The following is a 20,763-nucleotide window of genomic DNA, read 5'->3' as shown; positions in this document are numbered from 1 at the left end:
CTGCGCGGATGTTCTGGTCGGATTGTGTGTGCGCAACCCGTGAAGCGCCTTGTATTCGAATGAGGCGCCTCTGCGTGACGGGCGGTGCATCGGTGAACTTCCGTCCCATATGGGCTATTTGGCGTTCCGCTCAGTCGGCGGTCCCGTCCGTATAACGGAAACCTGCTTCCCTCATCACGTTTACGCAAACATTCCCCGAGGGGTCTGGCGGGTGATCGCGGCAGCGTTGAAGACTCCCGCAACAAGGACCCTTCGGTCCCGTGTACGACCTGCTTCTTCAAGCTTTCCTCGCACCACACACAACTGCACCACTGATGTGAACGAAGCCGCTACAGCGGCGGGCATGGGTCGGTCACCACCGGCCGAGAGGGGTCCCCACCACGATGACGGCACCACTGCACGACACGAGCGCGGCCGAGACCGCGGCCGTCGATGTCGCCGCCGATGTCCCGCAAAAGGCCATCGAGGGGCGTTCACCCTGGAAGATCGCCTGGGTCCGCCTCAAGCGGGACAAGGTCGCGCTGGCCGGTGGGGTCGTGGTGCTCCTGCTGGTCCTGGTCGCGCTCCTCGCTCCGCTGATCGTGGACGCGTTCGGCCACCCGCCGGAGGAGCTGCACGAGGACCAGATCGACCCGCTCCTCGGCACCCCGATCGGCAGCTGGGGCGGCATCAGCTCCGACTTCCTGCTCGGAGTCGAGCCGGTCAACGGCCGTGACGTCTTCAGCCGGATCATCTACGGCGCCCGCATCTCGCTCCTGGTCGCCTTCCTGTCCGCCTTCGTGGCCGTCTCCCTCGGCACCCTCTTCGGTGTCATCGCGGGCTACTTCGGCGGCTGGGTGGACGCGGCGATCAGCCGGGTCATGGACCTTCTGCTCGCCTTCCCGCAGCTGCTCTTCATCATCGCCCTGATCTCCGTCACCCCGAACGAGCTGTTCGGGTTCTCCGGCTCCGGACTGCGCATCGCCGTCCTGGTCCTGGTGATCGGCTTCTTCGGCTGGCCCTACATCGGCCGCATCGTGCGCGGCCAGACCCTGTCGCTGCGCGAACGCGAGTACGTCGAGGCGGCGCGCAGCCTGGGAGCCGGCCGGTCCTACATCCTCTTCCGCGAGCTGCTGCCGAACCTGGTCGCGCCGATCACCGTCTACACGACGCTGATGATCCCGACCAACATCCTCACGGAGGCCGCGCTGAGCTTCCTGGGCGTCGGAGTGAAGCCGCCCACCCCGTCCTGGGGCGAGATGCTCCAGACGGCCGTGCGCACCTACGAGGACGACCCGGTGTTCATGATCATCCCGGGTCTGGCGATCTTCATCACCGTGCTCGCCTTCAACCTCTTCGGTGACGGCGTACGGGACGCGCTGGATCCCAAGGGATCCCGCTGAACCACCGCAAGCCCTGCGGATCCACAGCCCCTGCCACCAGTCAGGAGCGATAGCCCAGAACCCGCGGCCCTCAAGGGCCGTGACTACTACGGAGGTTGCGAGCATCGTGACAACCCATCGCACGTCGAAGCGCAGGCTTGCCGCAGGCACGGCTGTCGTGCTCGCGGCCCTGCTCACCACCACGGCCTGTGGCGGCAACAAGGACGACGACAAGGACGGAGCCGGCAAGACGCCCGGCTTCAACGCCGGCATCGGCAAGGTCGCCAACGCGTCCACCGCCAAGGGCGGTGAGCTCAAGTTCGTCGGCACGCAGGACGCCGACTCGTGGGACCCGCAGCGCGGTTACTACGGCTTCATGTGGGACTTCGCCCGCTACTACACCCGCCAGCTGGTCAGCTTCAAGCCGGCGCCGGGTGCGGGCAGCACCGAGCTCGTGCCGGACCTCGCGACCGCGAAGGCCGAGATCTCGCCCGACGGCAAGACCTACAAGTACACGCTGAAGGACGACGTCACGTGGGAGGACGGCACGCCCGTCACCTCGCAGGACATCAAGTACGGCATCGAGCGCACCTGGGCCCAGGACGTCATCTCCGGCGGCCCGGTCTACCTGATGCAGGTCCTCGACCCGAAGACCGAGTACAAGGGTCCGTACAAGGACAAGTCCGCGGACAAGCTCGGCCTGAAGGCCATCGAGACGCCGGACGCGAAGACCATCATCTTCAAGCTTCCGAAGCCGAACGGCGACTTCGAGCAGATGCTCGCCATGCCGGCCGCCTCTCCGGTCAAGAAGGAGAAGGACACCGCCGCCAAGTACGGCCTGAAGCCCTTCTCCAACGGCCCGTACAAGATCGACTCGTACGCGCCGAACAAGTCGATGAAGCTGTCGCGCAACGCCAACTGGAAGGCCTCGTCGGACACGATCCGCAAGGCGCTCCCGGACAAGATCTCGGTCACCTTCATGACCAACGCGGACGACATGGACAAGCGCCTGCTCAAGGGTGACTTCGACATCGACATCAACGCGACGGGCATCGGCCAGGCGGCCCGCACCACCGCGATCCGCGAGCACAAGGGCAACCTCGACAACGGCCAGACCGGCTTCATCCGTTACGCGGTCTTCCCGCAGACGGTGGCGCCGTTCGACAACATCGAGTGCCGCAAGGCCGTCATCTACGCCGCCGACAAGAAGTCCCTGCAGACCGCCCGTGGCGGCCCGCAGGCCGGTGGCGACATCGCCCCGAACATGCTCCCCGCGGGCATCAAGGGCGCCGACCCGTCGTACGACCCGTACGAGGTCCTGAAGAACGACAGCAAGCCGAACGTCGAGAAGGCCAAGGCCGCGCTGAAGGCCTGTGGCAAGCCGAACGGCTTCAAGACCACCATCGCGGTGCGCAACAACAAGCCGGTCGAGGTCGCCACGGCCGTCTCGCTGCAGAACGCGCTGAAGCAGGTCGGCATCGACGCCCAGGTCGACCAGTTCGACGGCGCCCAGACGTCCGGCATCATCGGTTCGCCGAAGGTCGTCAAGGACAAGGGTTACGGCATCATCATCATGGGCTGGGGTGCGGACTTCCCGTCCGGACAGGGCTTCTCCCAGCCGCTGGTCGACGGCCGTTTCATCCTCCAGAGCGGTAACAACAACTTCTCGGAGCTGAACGACCCGGCGATCAACAAGCTCTTCGACCAGGCCATCGCGGAGACCGACCCGGACAAGGCCGGCGAGATCTACAAGCAGATGAACCAGAAGGTCTCCGAGGCCGCTGTCTACCTGCCCTTCGTCTACGACAAGACGATCACCTGGCGCAGCACCCGCCTCACCAACGCCTACACCGCGGACGCCTACAACGGCCGCTACGACTACGCCTCGCTCGGCGTCGTCAAGTAAAACCCAGTCAGTTCACGTTCCAGTGCCACACCCGCTAGGCACGAAGGGCAGGTGATGGCCGCGAGCGGTGGCCCGGGGCCCTCTCCAGAAGAGAGGGCCCCCGGGTCGCCGTCGGGCCGAGCGCAGTGCTTGCATATCTCATCCGGCGAATCTTCGCCGTCATCGTCATGCTGATGGTCATCACTCTGGTGACCTTCGGAATCTTCTTCCTGTTCCCCAAGATGATCGGGACGGACCCGGCGCTTTACTTCGTCGGCAAGCAGTCCGACCCGGCCGCCATCGAGGGCATCCGGCAGAAGATGGGCCTGGACGACCCGATCCTGGTCCAGTTCGGCAAGTTCGTGGTCGGGCTGGTGGCCGGACGTACGTACTCCAACGGTTCCGACGTGACGCAGTGCGCCGCGCCCTGCTTCGGGTACTCGTTCAAGACCGAGCAGGAGGTCTGGCCGCTGCTCCTCGAGTGGCTGCCGGTCACCCTCTCGCTCGCCCTCGGTGCCGTCGTGCTCTGGGTCATCGGCGGTGTCGCCACCGGCATCGTCTCCGCCCTCAAGCGCGGTACCCCGCTGGACCGTTCGGCGATGGGCATCGCCCTCGGCGGTGTCTCCCTGCCCATCTACTTCACCGGCATCCTGTCCCTGGCGCTCTTCTCCGACCAGCTCGGCTGGTTCGGGCGCCCGGACACGGAATTCGGTGAGGATCCGGCGACCTGGTTCAACGGCATGATCCTGCCGTGGGTCACCCTCGCCTTCCTGTACGCCGCGATGTACGCGCGGCTCACCCGGGCCACCATGCTGGAGGTCCTCAACGAGGACTACATCCGTACCGCCCGGGCCAAGGGCCTCACCGAACCCGTGGTCATCGGCAAGCACGCGATGCGCTCGACGATGACCCCGATCCTCACGGTCCTCGGCCTCGACCTCGGAGCGCTGGTCGGCGGCGCGGTGCTCACCGAGAGCACCTTCTCGCTGCACGGCCTCGGGTACAACGCGGTGAAGGCCATCAGCGACCACGACCTGCCGGTGATCCTCGGGGTCACCCTCATCTCGGCCTTCTTCGTGGTCCTCGCGAACCTTGTCGTGGACCTCATGTACGCAGTGATCGACCCCCGAGTGAGGCTCTCATGACCGAACTGACGAAGACCGGCGCCGTCGGCGAGCCCGTCTCCGCGGGATCGGCCCCCTCGACGGCCTTCCTCGAAGTCCGCGATCTCGAGGTGCACTTCCCCACCGACGACGGTCTGGTGAAGTCCGTCGACGGACTCTCCTTCCAGCTGGAGAAGGGCAAGACCCTCGGCATCGTCGGCGAGTCCGGCTCCGGCAAGTCGGTGACCTCACTCGGCATCATGGGCCTGCACCGCGTCGGCCAGTACGGCCGGCAGAAGGCCCACCTGTCCGGCGAGATCTGGCTGAACGGCAAGGAACTGCTGTCCGCCGATCCGGACGAGGTGCGCCGCCTGCGCGGCCGCGACATGGCGATGATCTTCCAGGATCCGCTGTCCGCGATGCACCCGTACTACACCATCGGCAAGCAGATCAGTGAGGCGTACCAGGTCCACAACAAGGTGGACAAGAAGACGGCGATGAAGCGCGCCGTCCAGCTGCTGGACCGGGTGGGCATCCCGGAGCCCCACAAGCGCGTGGACAGCTACCCGCACGAGTTCTCGGGCGGTATGCGTCAGCGCGCGATGATCGCGATGGCGCTCGTCAACAACCCCGAGCTGCTCATCGCCGACGAGCCGACCACCGCCCTCGACGTCACCGTCCAGGCGCAGATCCTCGACCTGATCCGGGATCTGCAGAAGGAGTTCGGCTCCGCGGTCATCATCATCACCCACGACCTGGGCGTGGTCGCCGAGCTGGCCGACGACATCCTGGTGATGTACGGCGGCCGCTGCGTCGAGCGCGGTCCGGCCGAGAAGGTCTTCTACGAGCCGCAGCACCCCTACACCTGGGGCCTGCTGGGTTCGATGCCCCGCATCGACCGCGACCAGACCGAACGCCTCATCCCGGTCAAGGGCTCCCCGCCCAGCCTGATCAACATCCCCAGTGGCTGTGCCTTCCACCCGCGGTGCCCGTACGCCGATGTGCCCAAGGGCGGCATCACCCGCACCGAGCGGCCGAACCTGCGTGAGGTGGGCAGCCGGCACCACTCGGCCTGCCACATGTCGCAGGAGGACCGCACGCGGATCTGGACCGAAGAGATTGCGCCGAAGCTGTGAGTGAGACAAAGGATTCCGAGATGACGATCCCGGAGCAGGCCACCTCCTCGCCCGAGCCGCTGCTCAAGGTCACCGGACTGGTCAAGCACTTCCCGATCACCAAGGGGCTGCTGCGCCGGCAGGCCGGCGCCGTCCAGGCGGTCGACGGCATCAGCTTCGACGTGCTTCCCGGCGAGACGCTCGGCGTCGTGGGCGAGTCCGGCTGCGGCAAGTCGACGATGGGCCGGCTCATCACCCGGCTCCTCGAACCGACCGGCGGTTCCATCGAGTTCGAGGGCACCGACATCACGCACCTCGGCGTGGGCGCCATGCGTCCGATGCGCCGGGACGTCCAGATGATCTTCCAGGACCCCTACGGTTCGCTGAACCCGCGTCACACGGTCGGTTCGATCGTCAGCGCGCCGTTCAAGCTCCAGGGCGTCACGCCCGAGGGCGGGATCAAGAAGGAGGTCCAGCGCCTGCTGGGCCTGGTCGGTCTCAACCCCGAGCACTACAACCGCTATCCGCACGAGTTCTCCGGCGGTCAGCGCCAGCGCATCGGCATCGCCCGCGCGCTCGCCCTGAAGCCGAAGCTGGTCGTGGCCGACGAGCCGGTCTCCGCGCTGGACGTCTCCATCCAGGCGCAGGTGGTGAACCTGCTCGACGATCTCCAGGAAGAGCTGGGCCTCACCTATGTGATCATCGCCCACGACCTGTCGGTGATCCGGCACGTCTCGGACCGCATCGCGGTCATGTACCTGGGCAAGATCGTGGAGCTGGCGGACCGCAAGTCGCTGTACGAGGCGCCGATGCACCCGTACACGAAGGCGCTGATGTCGGCGGTGCCGGTGCCCGACCCGCGTCGTCGCGGCGTCAAGAGCGAGCGCATCCTGCTCAAGGGCGACGTGCCCTCGCCGATCTCGCCGCCGACGGGCTGCCGCTTCCACACCAGGTGCTGGAAGGCGACGGAGATCTGCACCACGCAGGAGCCGCCGCTGATCGCCCTCAAGCCGGGGCAGCAGGTGGCCTGCCACCACCCGGAGAACGCGCCGGACCAGGTCCCGCAGGACGTGGTGATCGCGTCGGCGCGGGAGGCGATCGACATCGTCGACGCGAGGCCGAAGTCGGAGGAGACGGCGGAGGCCGCCGCGGCCGACGCCTCGGTTGCCGAGCCGGCCGTGGTCGAGACGCCGGTGACGAAGGCTGCCGAGCCCGAGGCGCCGGTGACGAAGGCCGCCGAGCCCGAGGCGCCGGTGACGAAGGCCGCCGAGCCCGAGGCCGCCGTGGTCGAGGCGCCGGTGACGAAGGCTGCCGAGCCCGACGCCCCTGTTGCCACGACCGCCGTGTCCGAGACGCCGGAGGCCGATGCGGACGAGGCCAAGGGCCCGGGGGGCACCGCCAAGGAGTAGAACCGGCACAATCGTCCGGTGCTCCAAGAACTGTTCACGCCCTCCGTCCAGCATTCGCTCGACCTCGCCGGAATCTTCGTCTTCGCGATCTCCGGTGCACTGCTCGCCGTGCGCAAGAACTTCGACGTCTTCGGCATCGCGGTGCTCGCCGAGGTCACCGCGCTGGGCGGAGGGCTGTTCCGTGACCTGGTCATCGGGGTCGTCCCGGCCGCCTTCACGGACCTGGGCTACTTCCTCATGCCCCTGGTCGCCGCCGCACTGATCTTCTTCCTGCATCCGCAGGTCGAGCGCATCCAGTCCGGGGTGAACGTCTTCGACGCCGCCGGCCTCGGCCTGTTCTGCGTCACGGGCACGACCAAGGCGTACGAGTACGGGCTCAGCCTGACCTCGTCGGCGGTGCTCGGCCTCGCGACCGCGGTCGGCGGCGGTGTGCTGAGGGACGTCCTCGCCAACGAGGTCCCGTCACTGCTGCGCTGGGACCGCGACCTCTACGCCGTCCCGGCCATCGTGGGCGCGACCATGGTCGTCCTGTGCATCCGCTTCGACGTGCTGAACGCGTTCACCAGCGGGACCGCCGTGATCACCGCCTTCCTGCTCCGGCTGGCGGCGATGCGGTTCAACTGGCGCGCACCCCGCGCCTGGAACCGGCGCTCGTCCGCCGCGGAGGAGGCATGACCCCTCTCCGCGGGCCCGCGTCCTGACGGTCGCCCGGAGGGAAGCGTCACAGCACAAAAAAGCTACCGCTCAGTAATGACCTGTTGTACCGTACCGGTATGGCACAGGCAGTTCAGGCATCGATCGGGGACAGCGAGTTCGACCGCGACACCGCTGTGTCCCTGCGCGCACCGGGCGTCTACGACGCGGAGCTCTCGGCGGGCTGGACGATCGTCCGCGCCGTCAACGGCGGGTACCTGCTGGCACTTCTCGGCCGCGCCCTCGGCGAGGCCCTGCCGCACCCGGACCCCTTCACCGTCTCGGCGCACTACCTCACCGCGTCGCAGCCGGGTCCCGCGCTGATCCGTACCGAGATCGTCCGCACCGGCCGCACCCTCTCCACGGGCCAGGCCTCCCTCGTCCAGTTCGAGGAGGACGGCACCGAGGTCGAGCGCATCCGCGTGCTCGCCACCTACGGCGATCTCGACACGCTCTCCGACGAGGTCCGCACCTCCGCGGCCCCGCCGGTCATGCCCCCGTACGAGCAGTGTCTCGGCCCCGCGGACGGTCCGGTGGCGATCCCCGGCAGCTCCGCCATCACCGAGCGGCTGAACATCCGGCTCGACCCGGCGACCGTCGGCTGGGCCGTCGGAGCTCCCTCGGGCAAGGGGGAGATGCGCGGCTGGTTCTCGCTCGCGGACGGCCGTGACGCGGACCCGTTCTCGCTGCTCCTGACGGTCGACGCCCTGCCGCCGACCTCGTTCGAGCTCGGGCTGACGGGCTGGACGCCCACGGTGGAGCTCACCACGCACATCCGCTGCCGTCCGGCTCCCGGCCCGCTGCGGGTCTCCATCGTCACCCGCAATCTCGCGGGCGGATTCCTGGAGGAGGACGCCGAGGTCTGGGACAGCCGCGACCGGCTCGTCGCCCAGTCCCGGCAGCTGGCGAAGGCCCCGCGCTAGCCGAGCGGCGGGTGCAGGCCCCGCGCCGGCCTCTATTCATTCTCTTGCGGTTATATAACTCAGTGAGTATGTTCGTGGGTATGCCCATACCGTTCGACGTGCTCGCGGAGCCCAGCAGGCGCAGAATCCTGGATCTGCTCCTGGAACGTCCGCATCTGGTCGGTGAGCTCACCGACCGGCTCGGCCTCAGCCAGCCCGGTACCTCCAAGCACCTGCGGGTGCTCCGCGAGGCCGGGCTGGTCCGGGTCCGGCAGGACGCGCAGCGCCGCTGGTACGAGCTGAGTCCCGAGCCCCTCGCGGAGCTCGACGCCTGGCTCGCGCACTACCGCCATCTCTGGGCGGGGAGCCTCGATGCGCTCGAACGTCATCTCGACGCGATGGAGGACGACTCCTCATGACCCCGCACCCCGACACCCTCACCACCGAGGACGGGCGCAACGCCCTGCGGATGGAGCGCCGTCTCGCGCACCCGCCGAAGAAGGTCTGGGCCGCGATCACCGCGCCCGAACACCTCGCCCGGTGGTTCCCCTCCGAGGTGACCGTGGAGCTGCGTCCCGGCGGCGCCATCGGGTTCCTCTTTCCCGGTGATTCCGGGCCCGGCATGACCGGCACCGTGACCGACGCGGACGAGCCGCACGTGTTCGCCTTCACCTGGGGCGAGGACCATCTGCGCTGGGAGATCACACCGGACGGCGACGGCTCGCTGCTGACCCTGGTGCACACCTTCGGCGACCGGTTCGGTGCGGCGAGCTTCGCCTCCGGCTGGCACGTCTGCATCACCGCGCTGGCGCAACTGCTCGACGGCCGGGTGCCCGACGTCGAAGGGGACGCGGCGGGCACCCTGCACGAGGCGTACGTCGAGCGGTTCGGCCTCGCCGCCGGCACGGTCGAGGACACGGCCGTCGGCCCGCGGATCCGCTTCGAGCGGCAGCTCGTCCGTCCCGCAGGGACGGTGTGGGACCTCCTGACCGGCGGTGGGACTCCCGAGGCCGGCGACCCGGTGCCCGAGGGTTTCACCGCGGCCGTCGCCCCCGCGGGACCGGTCGTCGAGGTCCGCGCCCCCGAACTGCTCGTCTACGCCTGGCAGTCCGAGGGTGAGGTCCGCTGGGAACTGGGCCAGGGCACCGGCCACGGCCCGCGTCTCGTCCTGACGCAGACGGGCCCGGCGGATCTGGACACCCGGGCCGCGCTGGACTCCTGGCGCCAGCGCATCGAGCACCTGGCGTCCCGGCTCCAGGAGCGCTGACGTCCGCTCCCGGGGCCCTGGCCGGGGCGTGCCGTCACACGGCTCGGCCGAGCCACGCCGCCAGCTGCGTGTACGCGTCGGAGCCCTCCGGCGCCTCCTGCACCGCCCCGAACGGGACGGGTCCGCCGCGGGGTTCGACCGGGAGGACCTCCCGGGCCAGCGGCAGGATGATCTCCGCCAGTTCCTGCTCCAGCGGGAGAGGATGCCCCAGCGCCTGGGACAGGTCCCAGGTGTGGGCCAGGGTCTCCATGACGTAGCCGCCCACCGCGGCCGCTCCGGGGATCTCGGCGCCCCACGGCACCGTCACCGGTCGCACCAGCTTCGCGTCGTCCGCCCAGGCCTCGCCGAAGCGGCCGCGCGCCACGTCGTACGCCGCGCTCCATCCGTCGTCCGCGATGCCGTCCGCGCGGGCGGGCACCGACAGACCGTCACCTCCCTCGCCGACGAGCGCGATCCGGTGCGTGCCGCCCACGACATGGGAGAGCAGCGCCCGTACGTCGAACTCGGGACAGGGCGTCGGAGCGTCCAGCCGGTCCGGTGTCACCGTCTTCACCAGGCCGGCGAACTGCTCGGCCGCGCGCTCGTACAGGGGGCGGGGATCGTTCATGTCGTCCATCTCCTCGAACTCCGAAGGCCCGCGGGCTCGCTGCTCGCCGGCCACACGCACTGTTCCGGGATAACCTGACATCTCCCGTCATGTTTTCCGGAGACGCTCGCCACGTGAAATCCGACCGGCTGCTGTCGATCCTCCTGCTGCTCCAGACCCGCGGCCTCGTGCCCGCCGCCGATCTCGCCGAGCGCCTGGAGGTGTCCGTCCGCACCATCTACCGCGACGTCGAGGCCCTGTCCGCCGCCGGCGTCCCCGTCTACGCCGAGCGCGGCCGGCACGGCGGGATCGCCCTGCTGCCGGGCTTCCGCACGGATGTCACGGGGCTGACGGCGGACGAGTCCCGCGCGCTGTTCGTGCTGGCCGCCCAGGGCGCCCACAGCGCGCTGGGGCTCGACGAGGCACTGGGATCCGCGCTGCGCAAGGTGATGGCGGCGCTGCCCGAACCCCACCGGCCCGGAGCCGAGTTGACCAGCCGCCGCATCCTGGTGGACCCCGCCCGCTGGATGAAGGCACCGGGTCCGGCCGTCGATCTGGACGCGCTCAACTCGGCCGTCTTCACGGACCGCCGGGTGCGGCTGCGCTACCGCCACAGCGGCACCACCGAACCGCGGACGTACACCCTCGACCCGTACGGCCTCGTGGTGAAGGCCGGGATCTGGTACCTGGTCGCCGACCACCGCGGCGCGCCCCGCCTCTTCCGGGCGGACCGGGTCCTCTCGGCCGCGGTCACCGACGACCCCGTGCGGCGGCGTGCCGGCCAGGAGTTGGCCGACGTCTGGGAGGTGCTGCGCCGTCAGGTCGAGGACCGGCCCGCGGAGGTGTGCGTGACGGCGCGGGTGAGCCAGGAGCGGCTGGATCTGTTTCTGCGTATGCACGGCAGCCGGCTGACCGGCGAGCCCGTGCCGGAGGAGCCGGACGCGGCCGGGCAGCAGGCGGAGGCGGAGACGCCGCGCTGGACCCGGGTGGAGCTCGCCCTCGGCTCTCTGACGGCGGTCCGCGTGCTGCTCGCCTTCGGCGAGAGCGTCGAGGTGCTCTCCCCGCCGCAGGCGCGTGCGGAACTGGCGCGCGCCGCGGCGGAGATCGTCGCGCTCTACGGGACGGGCGCCGTCAGTCCAGCCAGTGCCGGCGGCCGAGGCTGATCAGCCGCAGCTGGCGGCGGGCCAGGGAGGCGGTCCGGTCGAGCCCCGCGGGCCCGGCCTCCAGGAACGCGGACGCCGTCATGACCATGTGGTCCACATAGACGCCGGCGAGCATCCGCAGATCCGCGGCGCTCCAGCCCTCCGATTCGGGTTCGTCGGCGAACGCCGCCGCGACCTCGTCGCCGAACTGCCGCAACTGCTCGGCGATCGCCTCGCGTACGGACTGCACTCCGCCGTGCCGCTCCCGCGCGATGAAGCGCACATGAGCGGGGGAGGTGCGGACGAGATCCATGATCAGGGTCACCGTCCGGTCGATGCGCGCGTCGTCCGCCTCCTCGGTGAGCGCTTCGCCGATCGTGGCGTGCAGACTGCCGAGCGCCTCCTCGACCAGGGCGACACCGAGGTCTGCCGTGTCCCGGAAGTGGCGGTAGAAAGCCGTCGGCGCCACACCCACGGCCCGGGTCACCTCGCGCAGCCCGAGACTGCTCAGACTCTGCTCCTCGAGCAGCTGCAGCGCTGCGTCCAGGAGGGCCTGACGGGTTTTCTGCTTCTGGGCCTGGCGGATTCCGGCGGTGTGACTCATGGAACTGAGTAAACAACCGTTCTCCGGATAAGGGAAGTGTAGACTCGCCAGTCAGTGAACAGTCGTACCGACAAGTGTTCACCGAAATGTCGAAAGGATGACGATGATCGCCCTCGTCGCAGCACTGCTCCTTCTGGGGATCCTGCTGGGCGCCGTGGCCCAACTCCCCCTTTCCGCCACCTTCGTGGCCTGCGCCGTCATCGGCGTCTGGCTTCTCGTCTTCGCCGTGCGCGAGCGTCGCGCCCGTCAGCACTGACCCGGAAGGAGCCGAACCGGCCATGCAGCTCTCCGCCGTCAAGCACAGCGACCGCACCAAGCACAGCGACCGCACCCCGCGCGGCCGCAGCGCCGCCCGGGGGACCGCCGAGCGGGAACGCACCATCGCCCGGAGCGCCGATGCTCCGAACGCCGGCACCCCCAACTCCGCCGTGCCGAACCCGGACACGCCGGACTCCGGTACCCCGAGCACCCCGGACTCCGCCGCGCACACCCGTCCGACAGGCCGCCGCGACGCGGACGGCATGGCTGTCGCCGCCTTCGTGCTCGGACTCGTCGGCCTGCTCGTGATGAACATCGTGCTCGGCCCGATCGCCGTCGTGCTCGCCTCCCTCGCCCTGTGGCGGGGCACCGCACGCCGTGGCCGCGCCCTCCTCGGACTCGCGCTCGGCGTCGCCGACCTGGTCGTCCTCGGCGTGCTCGTGGCCATGAACGGCACCGTGGTCTGGGGCTTCGGCGGCTGACCGCTCCGCGACTCCCGGCGCGCCGCGAGCGGTTCCCCGCCGCACCCACCGCCTCCCGCAGCGCTGCGGGAGGCGGTCGGCGTTGTGCGGGGGCTACTTGCTCTGCAGCGACCCCAGCGGATGAGGGGCCTCCTCCAGCGCGGCCTGTGCCGCCTTCCAGCCGGTGTCGGCGGGGTCGAGCGCGCTGCGCAGATACGCCCAGGTCAACTGCTGGACCAGAGCGACGCGTTCGGGGCTCTCGTCCGTCGTCTCCGCGACCTCGTACCCCGGGATGCCGCCGAGCGAGTGCTCCGCCCCGAACAGCGTGAGCAGGCTCTTGCTTCCCGGGCTGAGGTGGTAGGGGTCGGTGAACCAGTCCGGCCCGCGGGTCGTGAGCGCGGACTGGTCCCGGTCGCCGGCGACGATCAGAGCCGGCGTGGTCATGCCGTCGAAGGACGGGTTCATGAAGGGCAGGTTCTCGACGGCGAACGGGGTCAGGTCGTCGCCGCCCCGGCCGGGCGGGGTCAGCAGCACGCCCGCCTTCACGCGCGGGTCGGACAGGTCCTCCCCGGGAGCGCCGTCGGGGTCGAGGACCCGTGCGCCCAGCAGTGTGCTCGCGGTCTGGGCGCCCCAGGAGTGACCGGCCACGGCGGTACGGCCGCGGTCGAGGCGTCCGCCGAGGCCCGGCACGGCGGCCTCCAGGACATCGAGCCCGTCGAGAACGCGCACCAGGTCCTCGACGCGTATGCGCCAGATCCGCGGCGTACGGGGGTCGTCGGCGGGCAGGCCGAGCGTTCTCGAGTCGAGATGGGTGGGCTGGACGACCACGAAGCCGCGGGCGGCCCAGAAGTCGGCGAGCGGTGCGTAGCCGTCCATCGACCAGCCGAAACCGTGCGAGAGGACGACGACGGGCAGGTCGCCGCCGGTCGCGGGCGCGGAGACGCGGACCTGGAGATCCTCGCCGCGGCCGGGGGCGGGCAGGACCACGGGCTTCGCGGACACGATCGTCGTGGGGGCGGGCGCGATCCGCAGCGCGGTCGGGTTGTTCGATGCGGGCGTGGATGCGGGCGTGGATTCGGGCATGGAGGTGCTTCCGTTCGGTTGCCGTGCGCGGTGGAGGGGTGTGACGGGCCCGGCGGCCGCGGTGCCGGGCAGGAGGCAGGGCGGCGCCGTGCGGCGTGGCCGTCCGGCCCCGGTTCTGACATCATGAGAAAAACGGAACTCTGCTCCGCAAACGATACGGAGCGTTGTTCCGCTTTGCAAGGTGCACCGGAGACTCGCAGGAGAGTCGCGGAGGACAGGGGAGGAGTGCAGCGGTGAACGAAGGCGGCCCCAGCGCGGGAAGCTCGGCCGGGTCAAGGCGCAAGGACGCACGGCGCAACCAGCAGACCCTGCTGGAGGCGGCCGCGACGGTCTTCGTCAGATCCGGCGTGGAGGCGCCGGTGCGCGACATCGCGGCCGAGGCGGGCGTCGGGATGGGCACGATCTACCGCCACTTCCCGACGCGGGCGGATCTCATCATCGCCGTCTACCGGCACCAGGTGGACGCCTGCGCCGAAGCCGGCCCCGCCCTGCTGGCGGCCGGCGCAACTCCGCACGCCGCCCTGGGGCGATGGATCGACCTCTTCGTCGACTTCCTGGTCACCAAGCACGGACTCGCCGCCGTGCTCCAGGCGGACAGCGCCGGTTTCGAGGCGCTGCACAGCTCCTTCCTCGACCGCCTCGTGCCCGTGTGCGGCGAGCTGCTCGACGCCGCCGCCGCATCCGGCGAGATCCGGTCCGACGTTGAGCCCTACGAGCTCATGCGCGGAGTCGGAAATCTCTGCATCGGTTCCGGCAGCGACGCACGCTACGACGCACGCCGACTGGTCGGCCTCCTCATCGCGGGACTGCGCCAACCGCGTTGACCGCGGCGCCCGCTCGCCCGCCCCCGTGTCCGGGCGTGGCGGGCCCCGCGCGCCCGTGCCCCCCTGCGCCGCGTCCGCGCCCCCGCCACGCCTCGTAGAATCGGGGCCACCATGGCTTACCTGGACCACGCTGCGACCACTCCGATGCTGCCGGAGGCCGTCGAGGCGATGACCGCGCAGCTCACCGTCACCGGCAACGCCTCGGCACTGCATGCCGCCGGGCGCCGGGCCCGCCGCGCTGTCGAGGAGGCCCGCGAGACCCTCGCCGAGGCTCTCGGCGCGCGCCCGAGCGAGGTGGTGTTCACCGCCGGCGGCACCGAGGCGGACAACCTCGCCGTCAAGGGCCTGTACTGGCAGCGGCGGGACGCGGAGCCCGCCCGTACCCGGATCCTCACCAGCCCCGTGGAGCACCACGCCGTGCTCGACGCCGTCCACTGGCTCGGCGAGCACGAGGGCGCGACCGTGGAGTATCTGCCGGTCGACACGTACGGGCGGGTGCACCCCGAAGCCCTGCGCGAGGCCGTCGAGCGGAACCCCGACGACGTGGCCCTCGCCACCGTCATGTGGGCGAACAACGAGATCGGCACCGTCATGCCGGTGGCGGAACTGTCCGCCGTGGCACGGGAATTCGGGATTCCGCTGCACTCCGACGCGGTCCAGGCCTTCGGCCAGCTCGACGTCGGGTTCGCCGACTCCGGGCTCGCCGCGATGACCGTCTCCGGCCACAAGATCGGCGGCCCCTACGGCATCGGGGCGCTGCTCCTCGGCCGGGAGTACACCCCGGTCCCCGTCCTGCACGGCGGCGGCCAGGAGCGGCATGTGCGCTCCGGCACCCTCGACACCCCAGCGATCGCCGCCTTCGCGGTCGCGGGCCGGCTCGCCGCCGAGCGGCGCGAGGAGTTCGCCCGCGAGATCGGCGCCCTGCGCGACGAACTGGTCGACGCCGTCCGTACGGCGGTGCCCGACGCGGTCCTCGGCGGCGACCCGGCCGACCGGCTCCCCGCCAACGCGCACTTCAGCTTCCCCGGCTGCGAGGGGGACTCACTGCTCCTGCTGCTCGACGCCCAGGGCATCGAGTGCTCCACCGGGTCGGCATGCACGGCCGGTGTCGCCCAGCCCAGCCATGTCCTGCTGGCGACGGGCTCGGACCCCGACCTCGCGCGCGGCACGCTCCGCTTCAGTCTCGGCCACACCTCCACCAGGGCGGATGTGAAGGCGGTGGCGGAGGCGATCGGACCGGTGGTGCAGCGGGCGCGCACCGCGGGCCTCAGCTGAGGGCTGTCCCCGGGGCCGGGTGGCGTCCCTGGGCCCGTCGCCCCGGACCGGGCGGCACCCCTGGGCCCGTCGCCCCGGACCGGGCTCAGGCCTTCTTCTCCGCCACCTGCCGGGCCGACGGCATCTGGCCGCGCACCAGTTTCAGATAGCGGTTCCAGTTCCAGTACGGTCCCGGGTCCGTGTGGTCCGTCCCCGGCACCTCCACATGGCCGATGATGTGCTCGCGGTCCACCGGTATCCCGTACCGCACGCAGATCCCCGCCGTGAGCTTCGCCGAGGACAGATACATGGCGTCGGTGAAGTCCCGGCGCCGGTCGACGAAGCCCTCGTGCTCGATGCCGATGCTCCGTTCGTTCATCTCGCGGTTCCCCGCGTGGAAAGCAACGTCGAGCTCGCGGATCATCTGGGCGACGCGGCCGTCCTTGCCCACCACGTAGTGCGTGGCCGCGCCGTGCCCCGGGTTCTTGAAGACCTTCAGCGCGGTCGGATAGCTGCCCTGCACGACATGGATGACCACCCGGTCGATGCCGTAGTCGTCGGGCCGGTCCGCGCGGCGCCAGTTCGCCCGGGCCGCTGCCGTCCAGACCGCGCCGACGTGGTCCAGCTCACCCTCCACCCGCTTCTTCTCCACGCCGGGCACCCGCCACCAGACCCGTCGCAGCTCGTCGTGGGCCAGCGCACCCGCCCCCACCACGGCGGCCGTGCCGCCGATCAGCGCGGCACGCCTGCTGATCCGCCGCTGTCCGCCGCGCTTCTCATCGCTTCCCATGCGCTGTTCAACGCATACTCGCGAGCCTCTGGTTCCCCGGGCCCCTTACCCTGGTATCGCTATGACTCAGACTTCCCAGCGTCCCCTCCGTGTGCTCGCCGCCATGTCGGGCGGCGTGGACTCCGCCGTCGCCGCCGCACGTGCCGCCGAGGCCGGCCACGACGTGACCGGTGTCCATCTGGCGCTCTCCGCGAATCCGCAGTCCTTCCGCACGGGTGCGCGCGGCTGCTGCACCATCGAGGACTCCCGCGACGCCCGCCGCGCGGCCGACGTCATCGGCATCCCCTTCTACGTCTGGGATCTTGCCGAGCGCTTCCGCGAGGACGTCGTCGAGGACTTCATCGCGGAGTACGAGGCGGGCCGTACGCCCAACCCCTGTCTGCGCTGCAACGAGAAGATCAAGTTCGCGGCGCTGCTCGACAAGGCGATCGCGCTGGGCTTCGACGCCGTCTGCACCGGCCACTACGCCACCGTCGTCGAGCGTGAGGACGGCAGCCGCGAGCTGCACCGTGCCAGTGACATGGCCAAGGACCAGTCGTACGTCCTCGGTGTGCTCGACGAGCGCCAGCTCGCGCACGCGATGTTCCCGCTCGGTGACACCCTCACCACCAAGGACGAGATCCGGGCCGAGGCCGAGGAGCGGGGGCTGGCGGTCGCGAAGAAGCCGGACAGCCACGACATCTGCTTCATCGCCGACGGCGACACCCAGGGCTTCCTGGCGAACCGCCTCGGCACGGCGGAGGGCGACATCGTCGACGAGGGCGGTGCGAAGCTGGGCACCCACGACGGGGCGTTCGGCTTCACGATCGGCCAGCGCAAGGGCCTGCGGATCGGGCACCCGGCGGCGGACGGCAAGCCGCGCTACGTCCTCGACATCTCCCCGGTGAACAACACGGTCACGGTCGGCCCGGTGGAGGCGCTGGACGTCACCGCCCTGACCGCGATCAAGCCCCGCTGGTGCGGGGCTGCGCCGACGGGTCCGGGGACGTACACCGCACAGCTGCGGGCCCACGGCGGCGAGACCGAGGTGAGCGCGGAACTGGTCGACGGCGAGCTGCGGGTGACCTTCACCGAGCCGGTGCGGGGAGTGGCTCCGGGCCAGGCGGTCGTGCTGTACGACGGCACGCGGGTGGTCGGCTCGGCGACGATCGCCTCCACGCGGCGCGTGACGGTATCGGTCGCCTGACGTCCCGTGTCCGAGGCCGCCTCTAGGTCCAGCCCGGGCGATCTTCGATGTTCAGCCTGTGGCGTCGGTTGCGGTGCAGCGCACGGCGGTGGGGGCACCCCCCGCCGGAGGCTGGGGGGATCGTCCTCGTACTGGGCGTACTCGGGCGACTTTGACAACACGGCGTGGGGGCACCTCCCGTGCCCGAAGGGCTACGGGGGAGTGTCGTAGCTGTCGTCACCGGCCCAACAAGATCGACCGGACAGAGCCTAGGCGGAGAAGAACTCCAGCAGCAGCGGCGCCAGCACATGCGGGGCCACCTCGTGCGTCTGGCCCGTCAGGGTGCGGTGCCGGCCGCGCGGGAGGGCCTGGGCGGCCAGGCGTGCGGCCTCCCGCATGAAGGGCGGGCTCATCCCCCCGTCCACGACCATCACCCGGGTCCCGATGCCGCTCAGCATCGCGGTCGGCACCCCGCCGCCCGCCATGACCTCGTGGTCGTACACGAGCGTGGGGGCGACCGCCTCCATGTCCGCCCACATCGGCGTCCCGCGCATCGCGTCCAGGCCCTCGGGCGGCACCCCCATCTCGCCCAGGAAGACCGCGAGCGCCTCCCCGCGCCGGTCCTCGGCGAGGAGAGCCCGCATCCGGTGTTCGTAGGGCGGTGGCGGGGCTCCCGGCGCCTCGTCCGGGTCGTACGGAGGCTCGTAGGCGGACAGCTGCGTGATCGGAAGTCCCGCTGCCGCCGCCCGCAGCGCCAGTGCCGCACCCGACGACGTCCCGTGCACGGACGCGGCTCCGCCCGCCTCGCCGATCACTGCGGCCAGGTCCTCGATCTCCCGCTCCACGGCGTACGGCGCGGTGTCACCGCTCGCGCCACGGCCGCGCCGGTCGTACGTGAACACGCTGAACCGCGACGCGAGCAGCCCCGCGAGCGGTGCCTCCACCGCGGACGTGCACAGCGCCCCGCTGACCAGAACCACCGGCGGGCCGTCGCCCCGCTGCTCGTACGCGATGAGGGTGCCGTCCTCCGACTCCGCCTTGCTGAGCGTCCTGCTCATGTTGTCCATGAGAAGGCTGACCGGGGCCCGCTCGGGAACTCATCGGTCGCGCGCGAGATTCTTTTCCGCTCACCCGGCGCGGGCGGCGGTCAGTCCTCGACGACCTCGGTGTCGTAGAAGCAGAAGTGGCCCTTGATCTCGGCGACTTGGGTCTTCGGCTCCGGATACGACCAGACCAGGTCCGGTGCGTCCGGCAGCGACCAGTAGTCGGCGTCGCCCTTGAAGGGACAGTGGGTGTGGGTGCCGGAGGCGGTGAGCAAATCACTGCGCACGTCCCCGGGCGGAAGGTAGTAGCGGTCGGGACAGCCGGTCTCGCGCAGGATCAGGGGCCTGCGGCTCTCCGCGAGCAGCACCCCGCCATGGCGGGCGATGACATGGACCGAGCCCTGCTCGACCGTGATGCGATGTCCGGTGTGTGCCTTCGTCATGACACGTACAGCACCGGCGGCGGCCGGCTTCTTCCCGCCCGGCCCCTCTCCGGGGGTCCGACGCCGGGTGACCCGGTCGTACGGTGGCGTCATGAACATCTGCGTCTTCCTCTCCGCCGCCGACCTCGACGACCGCTACACCCGCCCGGCCCGCGAGTTCGCCGAGCTCCTCGGCAAGGGCGGGCACACGCTCGTGTGGGGCGGCTCCGAGAGCGGGCTGATGAAGGTCGTCGCCGACGGGGTGCAGGCGGCGGGCGGACGCCTCGTGGGCGTCTCCGTCGACTTCCTCCACACACTCGCCCGCGCCGACGCCGACGAGATGGTGATCGCCAAGGACCTGTCCGAGCGGAAGGCGCTGCTGCTCTCCCGCTCCGACGCCGTCGTGATCATGGTCGGCGGCACGGGCACCCTGGACGAGGCGACCGAGATCCTGGAGCTGAAGAAGCACGGCAAGCACACCAAGCCGGTCGTCCTGCTGAACACCGCCGGGTTCTACGACGGCCTCAAGCAGCAGTTCCGGCGCATGGACGAGGAGGGCTTCCTGCCCCTGCCCCTGACCGACCTGGTGTTCTTCGCCGAGGACGGTGTCGCGGCCCTCGCCTACCTGGAGGAGGCCGCCGGGGTGCAGTAGCCGGTCGCGGCAGTGCGAGCATGGGCGGTATGCCAACACATCTGATCACCGGGGCGGGCTCCGGCATCGGCGCGGCGGTCGCCCGCCGGCTCCACGAGCGCGGCGACACACTCGTCCTGCTGGCCCGCGACGCCGGCCGCGCGAAGGAACTCGCCGCCCGGTACGAGGGCGCCCGTACGCTCGTCGCCGACCTGGCCGACCCGGACCGCATCTCCAAGTCGTTCGGCATGCAGCCCATGCCGGACCGGCTCGACTCGCTCCTGCACATCGCGGGCATCGTCGACCTCGGCCCGGTGGCCGAGCTGCGGCCGACGACCTGGCACCAGCAGCTCAACGCCAACCTGATCTCGCCCGCCGAGCTGACCCGGCTGATGCTTCCGCAACTGCGCGCCTCCCGGGGCCAGGTGCTGTTCGTCAACTCGGGCGCCGGCCTCAACGCGCACGCCGACTGGTCCGCGTACGCGGCCTCCAAGCACGGACTGAAGGCGCTCGCCGACTCGCTGCGCCACGAGGAGAGCGGCAACGGCGTACGGGTCACCTCGGTCTACCCCGGCCGCACGGCAAGCCCCATGCAGGCCAAGGTGCACTCGCAGGAGGGCAAGGAGTACGACGCCGCGCGCTGGATCGACCCCGAGTCCGTCGCGACGGTCATCCTGACCGCACTGGACCTGCCGCGCGACGCGGAGATCAACGACGTGACCGTGCGGCCGGGCCGGTGAGCGACGTGCTGTTCGGACCCGCGAC

The 20,763-nt window shown here is 70.5% G+C and carries 23 protein-coding genes; 17 read left to right on the top strand and 6 right to left on the bottom strand.

Features of this window, described 5'->3' with window-relative positions; genetic code table 11:
- Positions 1–383: 383 nt before the first annotated feature.
- From RPQ07_RS11200 to RPQ07_RS11160, 9 genes are all read left to right on the top strand, one after another.
- On the top strand, positions 384–1,382 hold the full coding sequence (locus tag RPQ07_RS11200; protein ID WP_313943958.1) for an ABC transporter permease: 999 nt from the start codon (positions 384–386) through the stop codon (positions 1,380–1,382).
- A 106-nt stretch (positions 1,383–1,488) separates the two neighbouring features.
- Entirely contained in the window at positions 1,489–3,267 is a 1,779-nt protein-coding gene (locus RPQ07_RS11195) for an ABC transporter substrate-binding protein (RefSeq protein WP_313943957.1), read from the top strand.
- Positions 3,268–3,392: 125 nt separating this feature from the next.
- On the top strand, positions 3,393–4,391 hold the full coding sequence (locus RPQ07_RS11190; protein WP_313943956.1) for an ABC transporter permease: 999 nt from the start codon (positions 3,393–3,395) through the stop codon (positions 4,389–4,391).
- Positions 4,388–5,485, top strand: coding sequence for an ABC transporter ATP-binding protein (locus RPQ07_RS11185; RefSeq protein ID WP_313943955.1), 1,098 nt, complete (start codon positions 4,388–4,390; stop codon positions 5,483–5,485). Before RPQ07_RS11190 ends, RPQ07_RS11185 begins: the two co-directional genes overlap by 4 nt.
- Before the next feature lie 20 nt (positions 5,486–5,505).
- A complete protein-coding gene (locus RPQ07_RS11180; RefSeq protein WP_313943954.1) occupies positions 5,506–6,873 on the top strand; it encodes a dipeptide ABC transporter ATP-binding protein in 1,368 nt (455 codons plus the stop codon).
- An 18-nt stretch (positions 6,874–6,891) separates the two neighbouring features.
- Positions 6,892–7,548 (top strand): trimeric intracellular cation channel family protein, encoded by a 657-nt coding sequence (locus RPQ07_RS11175; protein ID WP_313943953.1) that lies wholly within the window; start codon positions 6,892–6,894, stop codon positions 7,546–7,548.
- 98 nt (positions 7,549–7,646) lie between these two features.
- Positions 7,647–8,489 (top strand): thioesterase family protein, encoded by an 843-nt coding sequence (locus tag RPQ07_RS11170; protein ID WP_313943952.1) that lies wholly within the window; start codon positions 7,647–7,649, stop codon positions 8,487–8,489.
- A gap of 80 nt (positions 8,490–8,569) precedes the next feature.
- A complete protein-coding gene (locus tag RPQ07_RS11165; RefSeq protein WP_313943951.1) occupies positions 8,570–8,887 on the top strand; it encodes a metalloregulator ArsR/SmtB family transcription factor in 318 nt (105 codons plus the stop codon).
- Entirely contained in the window at positions 8,884–9,735 is an 852-nt protein-coding gene (locus RPQ07_RS11160) for an SRPBCC family protein (protein WP_313943950.1), read from the top strand. Before RPQ07_RS11165 ends, RPQ07_RS11160 begins: the two co-directional genes overlap by 4 nt.
- Positions 9,736–9,769: 34 nt before the next feature.
- Here the strand turns inward: RPQ07_RS11160 and RPQ07_RS11155 are convergent, their stop codons facing one another.
- The gene (locus RPQ07_RS11155; RefSeq protein ID WP_313943949.1) at positions 9,770–10,342 is read right to left on the bottom strand and encodes a TIGR03086 family metal-binding protein; all 573 of its coding nucleotides are present in this window, start codon (positions 10,340–10,342) and stop codon (positions 9,770–9,772) included.
- A 113-nt stretch (positions 10,343–10,455) separates the two neighbouring features.
- Here RPQ07_RS11155 and RPQ07_RS11150 point away from each other — a divergent pair, with 113 nt between their 5' ends.
- Positions 10,456–11,484, top strand: a complete 1,029-nt coding sequence (locus RPQ07_RS11150; protein ID WP_313943948.1) for a YafY family protein — start codon at positions 10,456–10,458, stop codon at positions 11,482–11,484.
- Here RPQ07_RS11150 and RPQ07_RS11145 read toward each other — a convergent pair.
- Positions 11,453–12,067: a TetR family transcriptional regulator gene (locus tag RPQ07_RS11145; protein ID WP_313943947.1), complete on the bottom strand. Its 615-nt coding sequence runs from the start codon at positions 12,065–12,067 to the stop codon at positions 11,453–11,455. The genes RPQ07_RS11150 and RPQ07_RS11145 overlap by 32 nt on opposite strands.
- A gap of 97 nt (positions 12,068–12,164) precedes the next feature.
- Here RPQ07_RS11145 and RPQ07_RS11140 point away from each other — a divergent pair, with 97 nt between their 5' ends.
- Both RPQ07_RS11140 and RPQ07_RS11135 read left to right on the top strand, forming a co-directional pair.
- Entirely contained in the window at positions 12,165–12,323 is a 159-nt protein-coding gene (locus RPQ07_RS11140; protein WP_313949143.1) for a hypothetical protein, read from the top strand.
- A 172-nt stretch (positions 12,324–12,495) separates the two neighbouring features.
- Complete coding sequence (locus RPQ07_RS11135; protein ID WP_391846277.1) at positions 12,496–12,807, top strand: DUF4190 domain-containing protein; 312 nt, start codon at positions 12,496–12,498, stop codon at positions 12,805–12,807.
- Between the two features lie 93 nt (positions 12,808–12,900).
- Here the strand turns inward: RPQ07_RS11135 and RPQ07_RS11130 are convergent, their stop codons facing one another.
- A complete protein-coding gene (locus RPQ07_RS11130) occupies positions 12,901–13,869 on the bottom strand; it encodes a chlorophyllase (protein ID WP_313943946.1) in 969 nt (322 codons plus the stop codon).
- A gap of 233 nt (positions 13,870–14,102) precedes the next feature.
- On the opposite strand from RPQ07_RS11130, the gene RPQ07_RS11125 reads away from it, so the two are divergent.
- Both RPQ07_RS11125 and RPQ07_RS11120 read left to right on the top strand, forming a co-directional pair.
- Entirely contained in the window at positions 14,103–14,693 is a 591-nt protein-coding gene (locus tag RPQ07_RS11125) for a helix-turn-helix domain-containing protein (protein WP_313943945.1), read from the top strand.
- 111 nt (positions 14,694–14,804) lie between these two features.
- Positions 14,805–15,968, top strand: a complete 1,164-nt coding sequence (locus RPQ07_RS11120; RefSeq protein ID WP_313943944.1) for a cysteine desulfurase family protein — start codon at positions 14,805–14,807, stop codon at positions 15,966–15,968.
- Between the two features lie 85 nt (positions 15,969–16,053).
- Here RPQ07_RS11120 and RPQ07_RS11115 read toward each other — a convergent pair whose 3' ends face one another.
- Positions 16,054–16,737 (bottom strand): N-acetylmuramoyl-L-alanine amidase, encoded by a 684-nt coding sequence (locus RPQ07_RS11115; protein ID WP_313943943.1) that lies wholly within the window; start codon positions 16,735–16,737, stop codon positions 16,054–16,056.
- A 61-nt stretch (positions 16,738–16,798) separates the two neighbouring features.
- Between RPQ07_RS11115 and mnmA the strand changes: the two genes are divergently transcribed.
- Positions 16,799–17,923: a tRNA 2-thiouridine(34) synthase MnmA gene (gene mnmA / locus RPQ07_RS11110; protein WP_313943942.1), complete on the top strand. Its 1,125-nt coding sequence runs from the start codon at positions 16,799–16,801 to the stop codon at positions 17,921–17,923.
- A gap of 248 nt (positions 17,924–18,171) precedes the next feature.
- Here the strand turns inward: mnmA and RPQ07_RS11105 are convergent, their stop codons facing one another.
- Together RPQ07_RS11105 and RPQ07_RS11100 are read right to left on the bottom strand one after the other, a co-directional pair.
- A complete protein-coding gene (locus RPQ07_RS11105; protein WP_313943941.1) occupies positions 18,172–18,969 on the bottom strand; it encodes an alpha/beta fold hydrolase in 798 nt (265 codons plus the stop codon).
- Between the two features lie 80 nt (positions 18,970–19,049).
- Positions 19,050–19,388: a DUF427 domain-containing protein gene (locus RPQ07_RS11100; protein WP_313943940.1), complete on the bottom strand. Its 339-nt coding sequence runs from the start codon at positions 19,386–19,388 to the stop codon at positions 19,050–19,052.
- Positions 19,389–19,479: 91 nt separating this feature from the next.
- On the opposite strand from RPQ07_RS11100, the gene RPQ07_RS11095 reads away from it, so the two are divergent.
- Positions 19,480–20,019 (top strand): TIGR00730 family Rossman fold protein, encoded by a 540-nt coding sequence (locus tag RPQ07_RS11095; protein WP_313943939.1) that lies wholly within the window; start codon positions 19,480–19,482, stop codon positions 20,017–20,019.
- Positions 20,020–20,048: 29 nt separating this feature from the next.
- Positions 20,049–20,738: an SDR family oxidoreductase gene (locus RPQ07_RS11090; protein ID WP_313943938.1), complete on the top strand. Its 690-nt coding sequence runs from the start codon at positions 20,049–20,051 to the stop codon at positions 20,736–20,738.
- Positions 20,739–20,763 lie beyond the last annotated feature (25 nt).

This window comes from Streptomyces sp. AM8-1-1 (genome assembly GCF_032229325.1).
Taxonomy (GTDB): domain Bacteria; phylum Actinomycetota; class Actinomycetes; order Streptomycetales; family Streptomycetaceae; genus Streptomyces; species Streptomyces achmelvichensis.
This window is presented reverse-complemented; position numbering and strand designations above follow the sequence as displayed.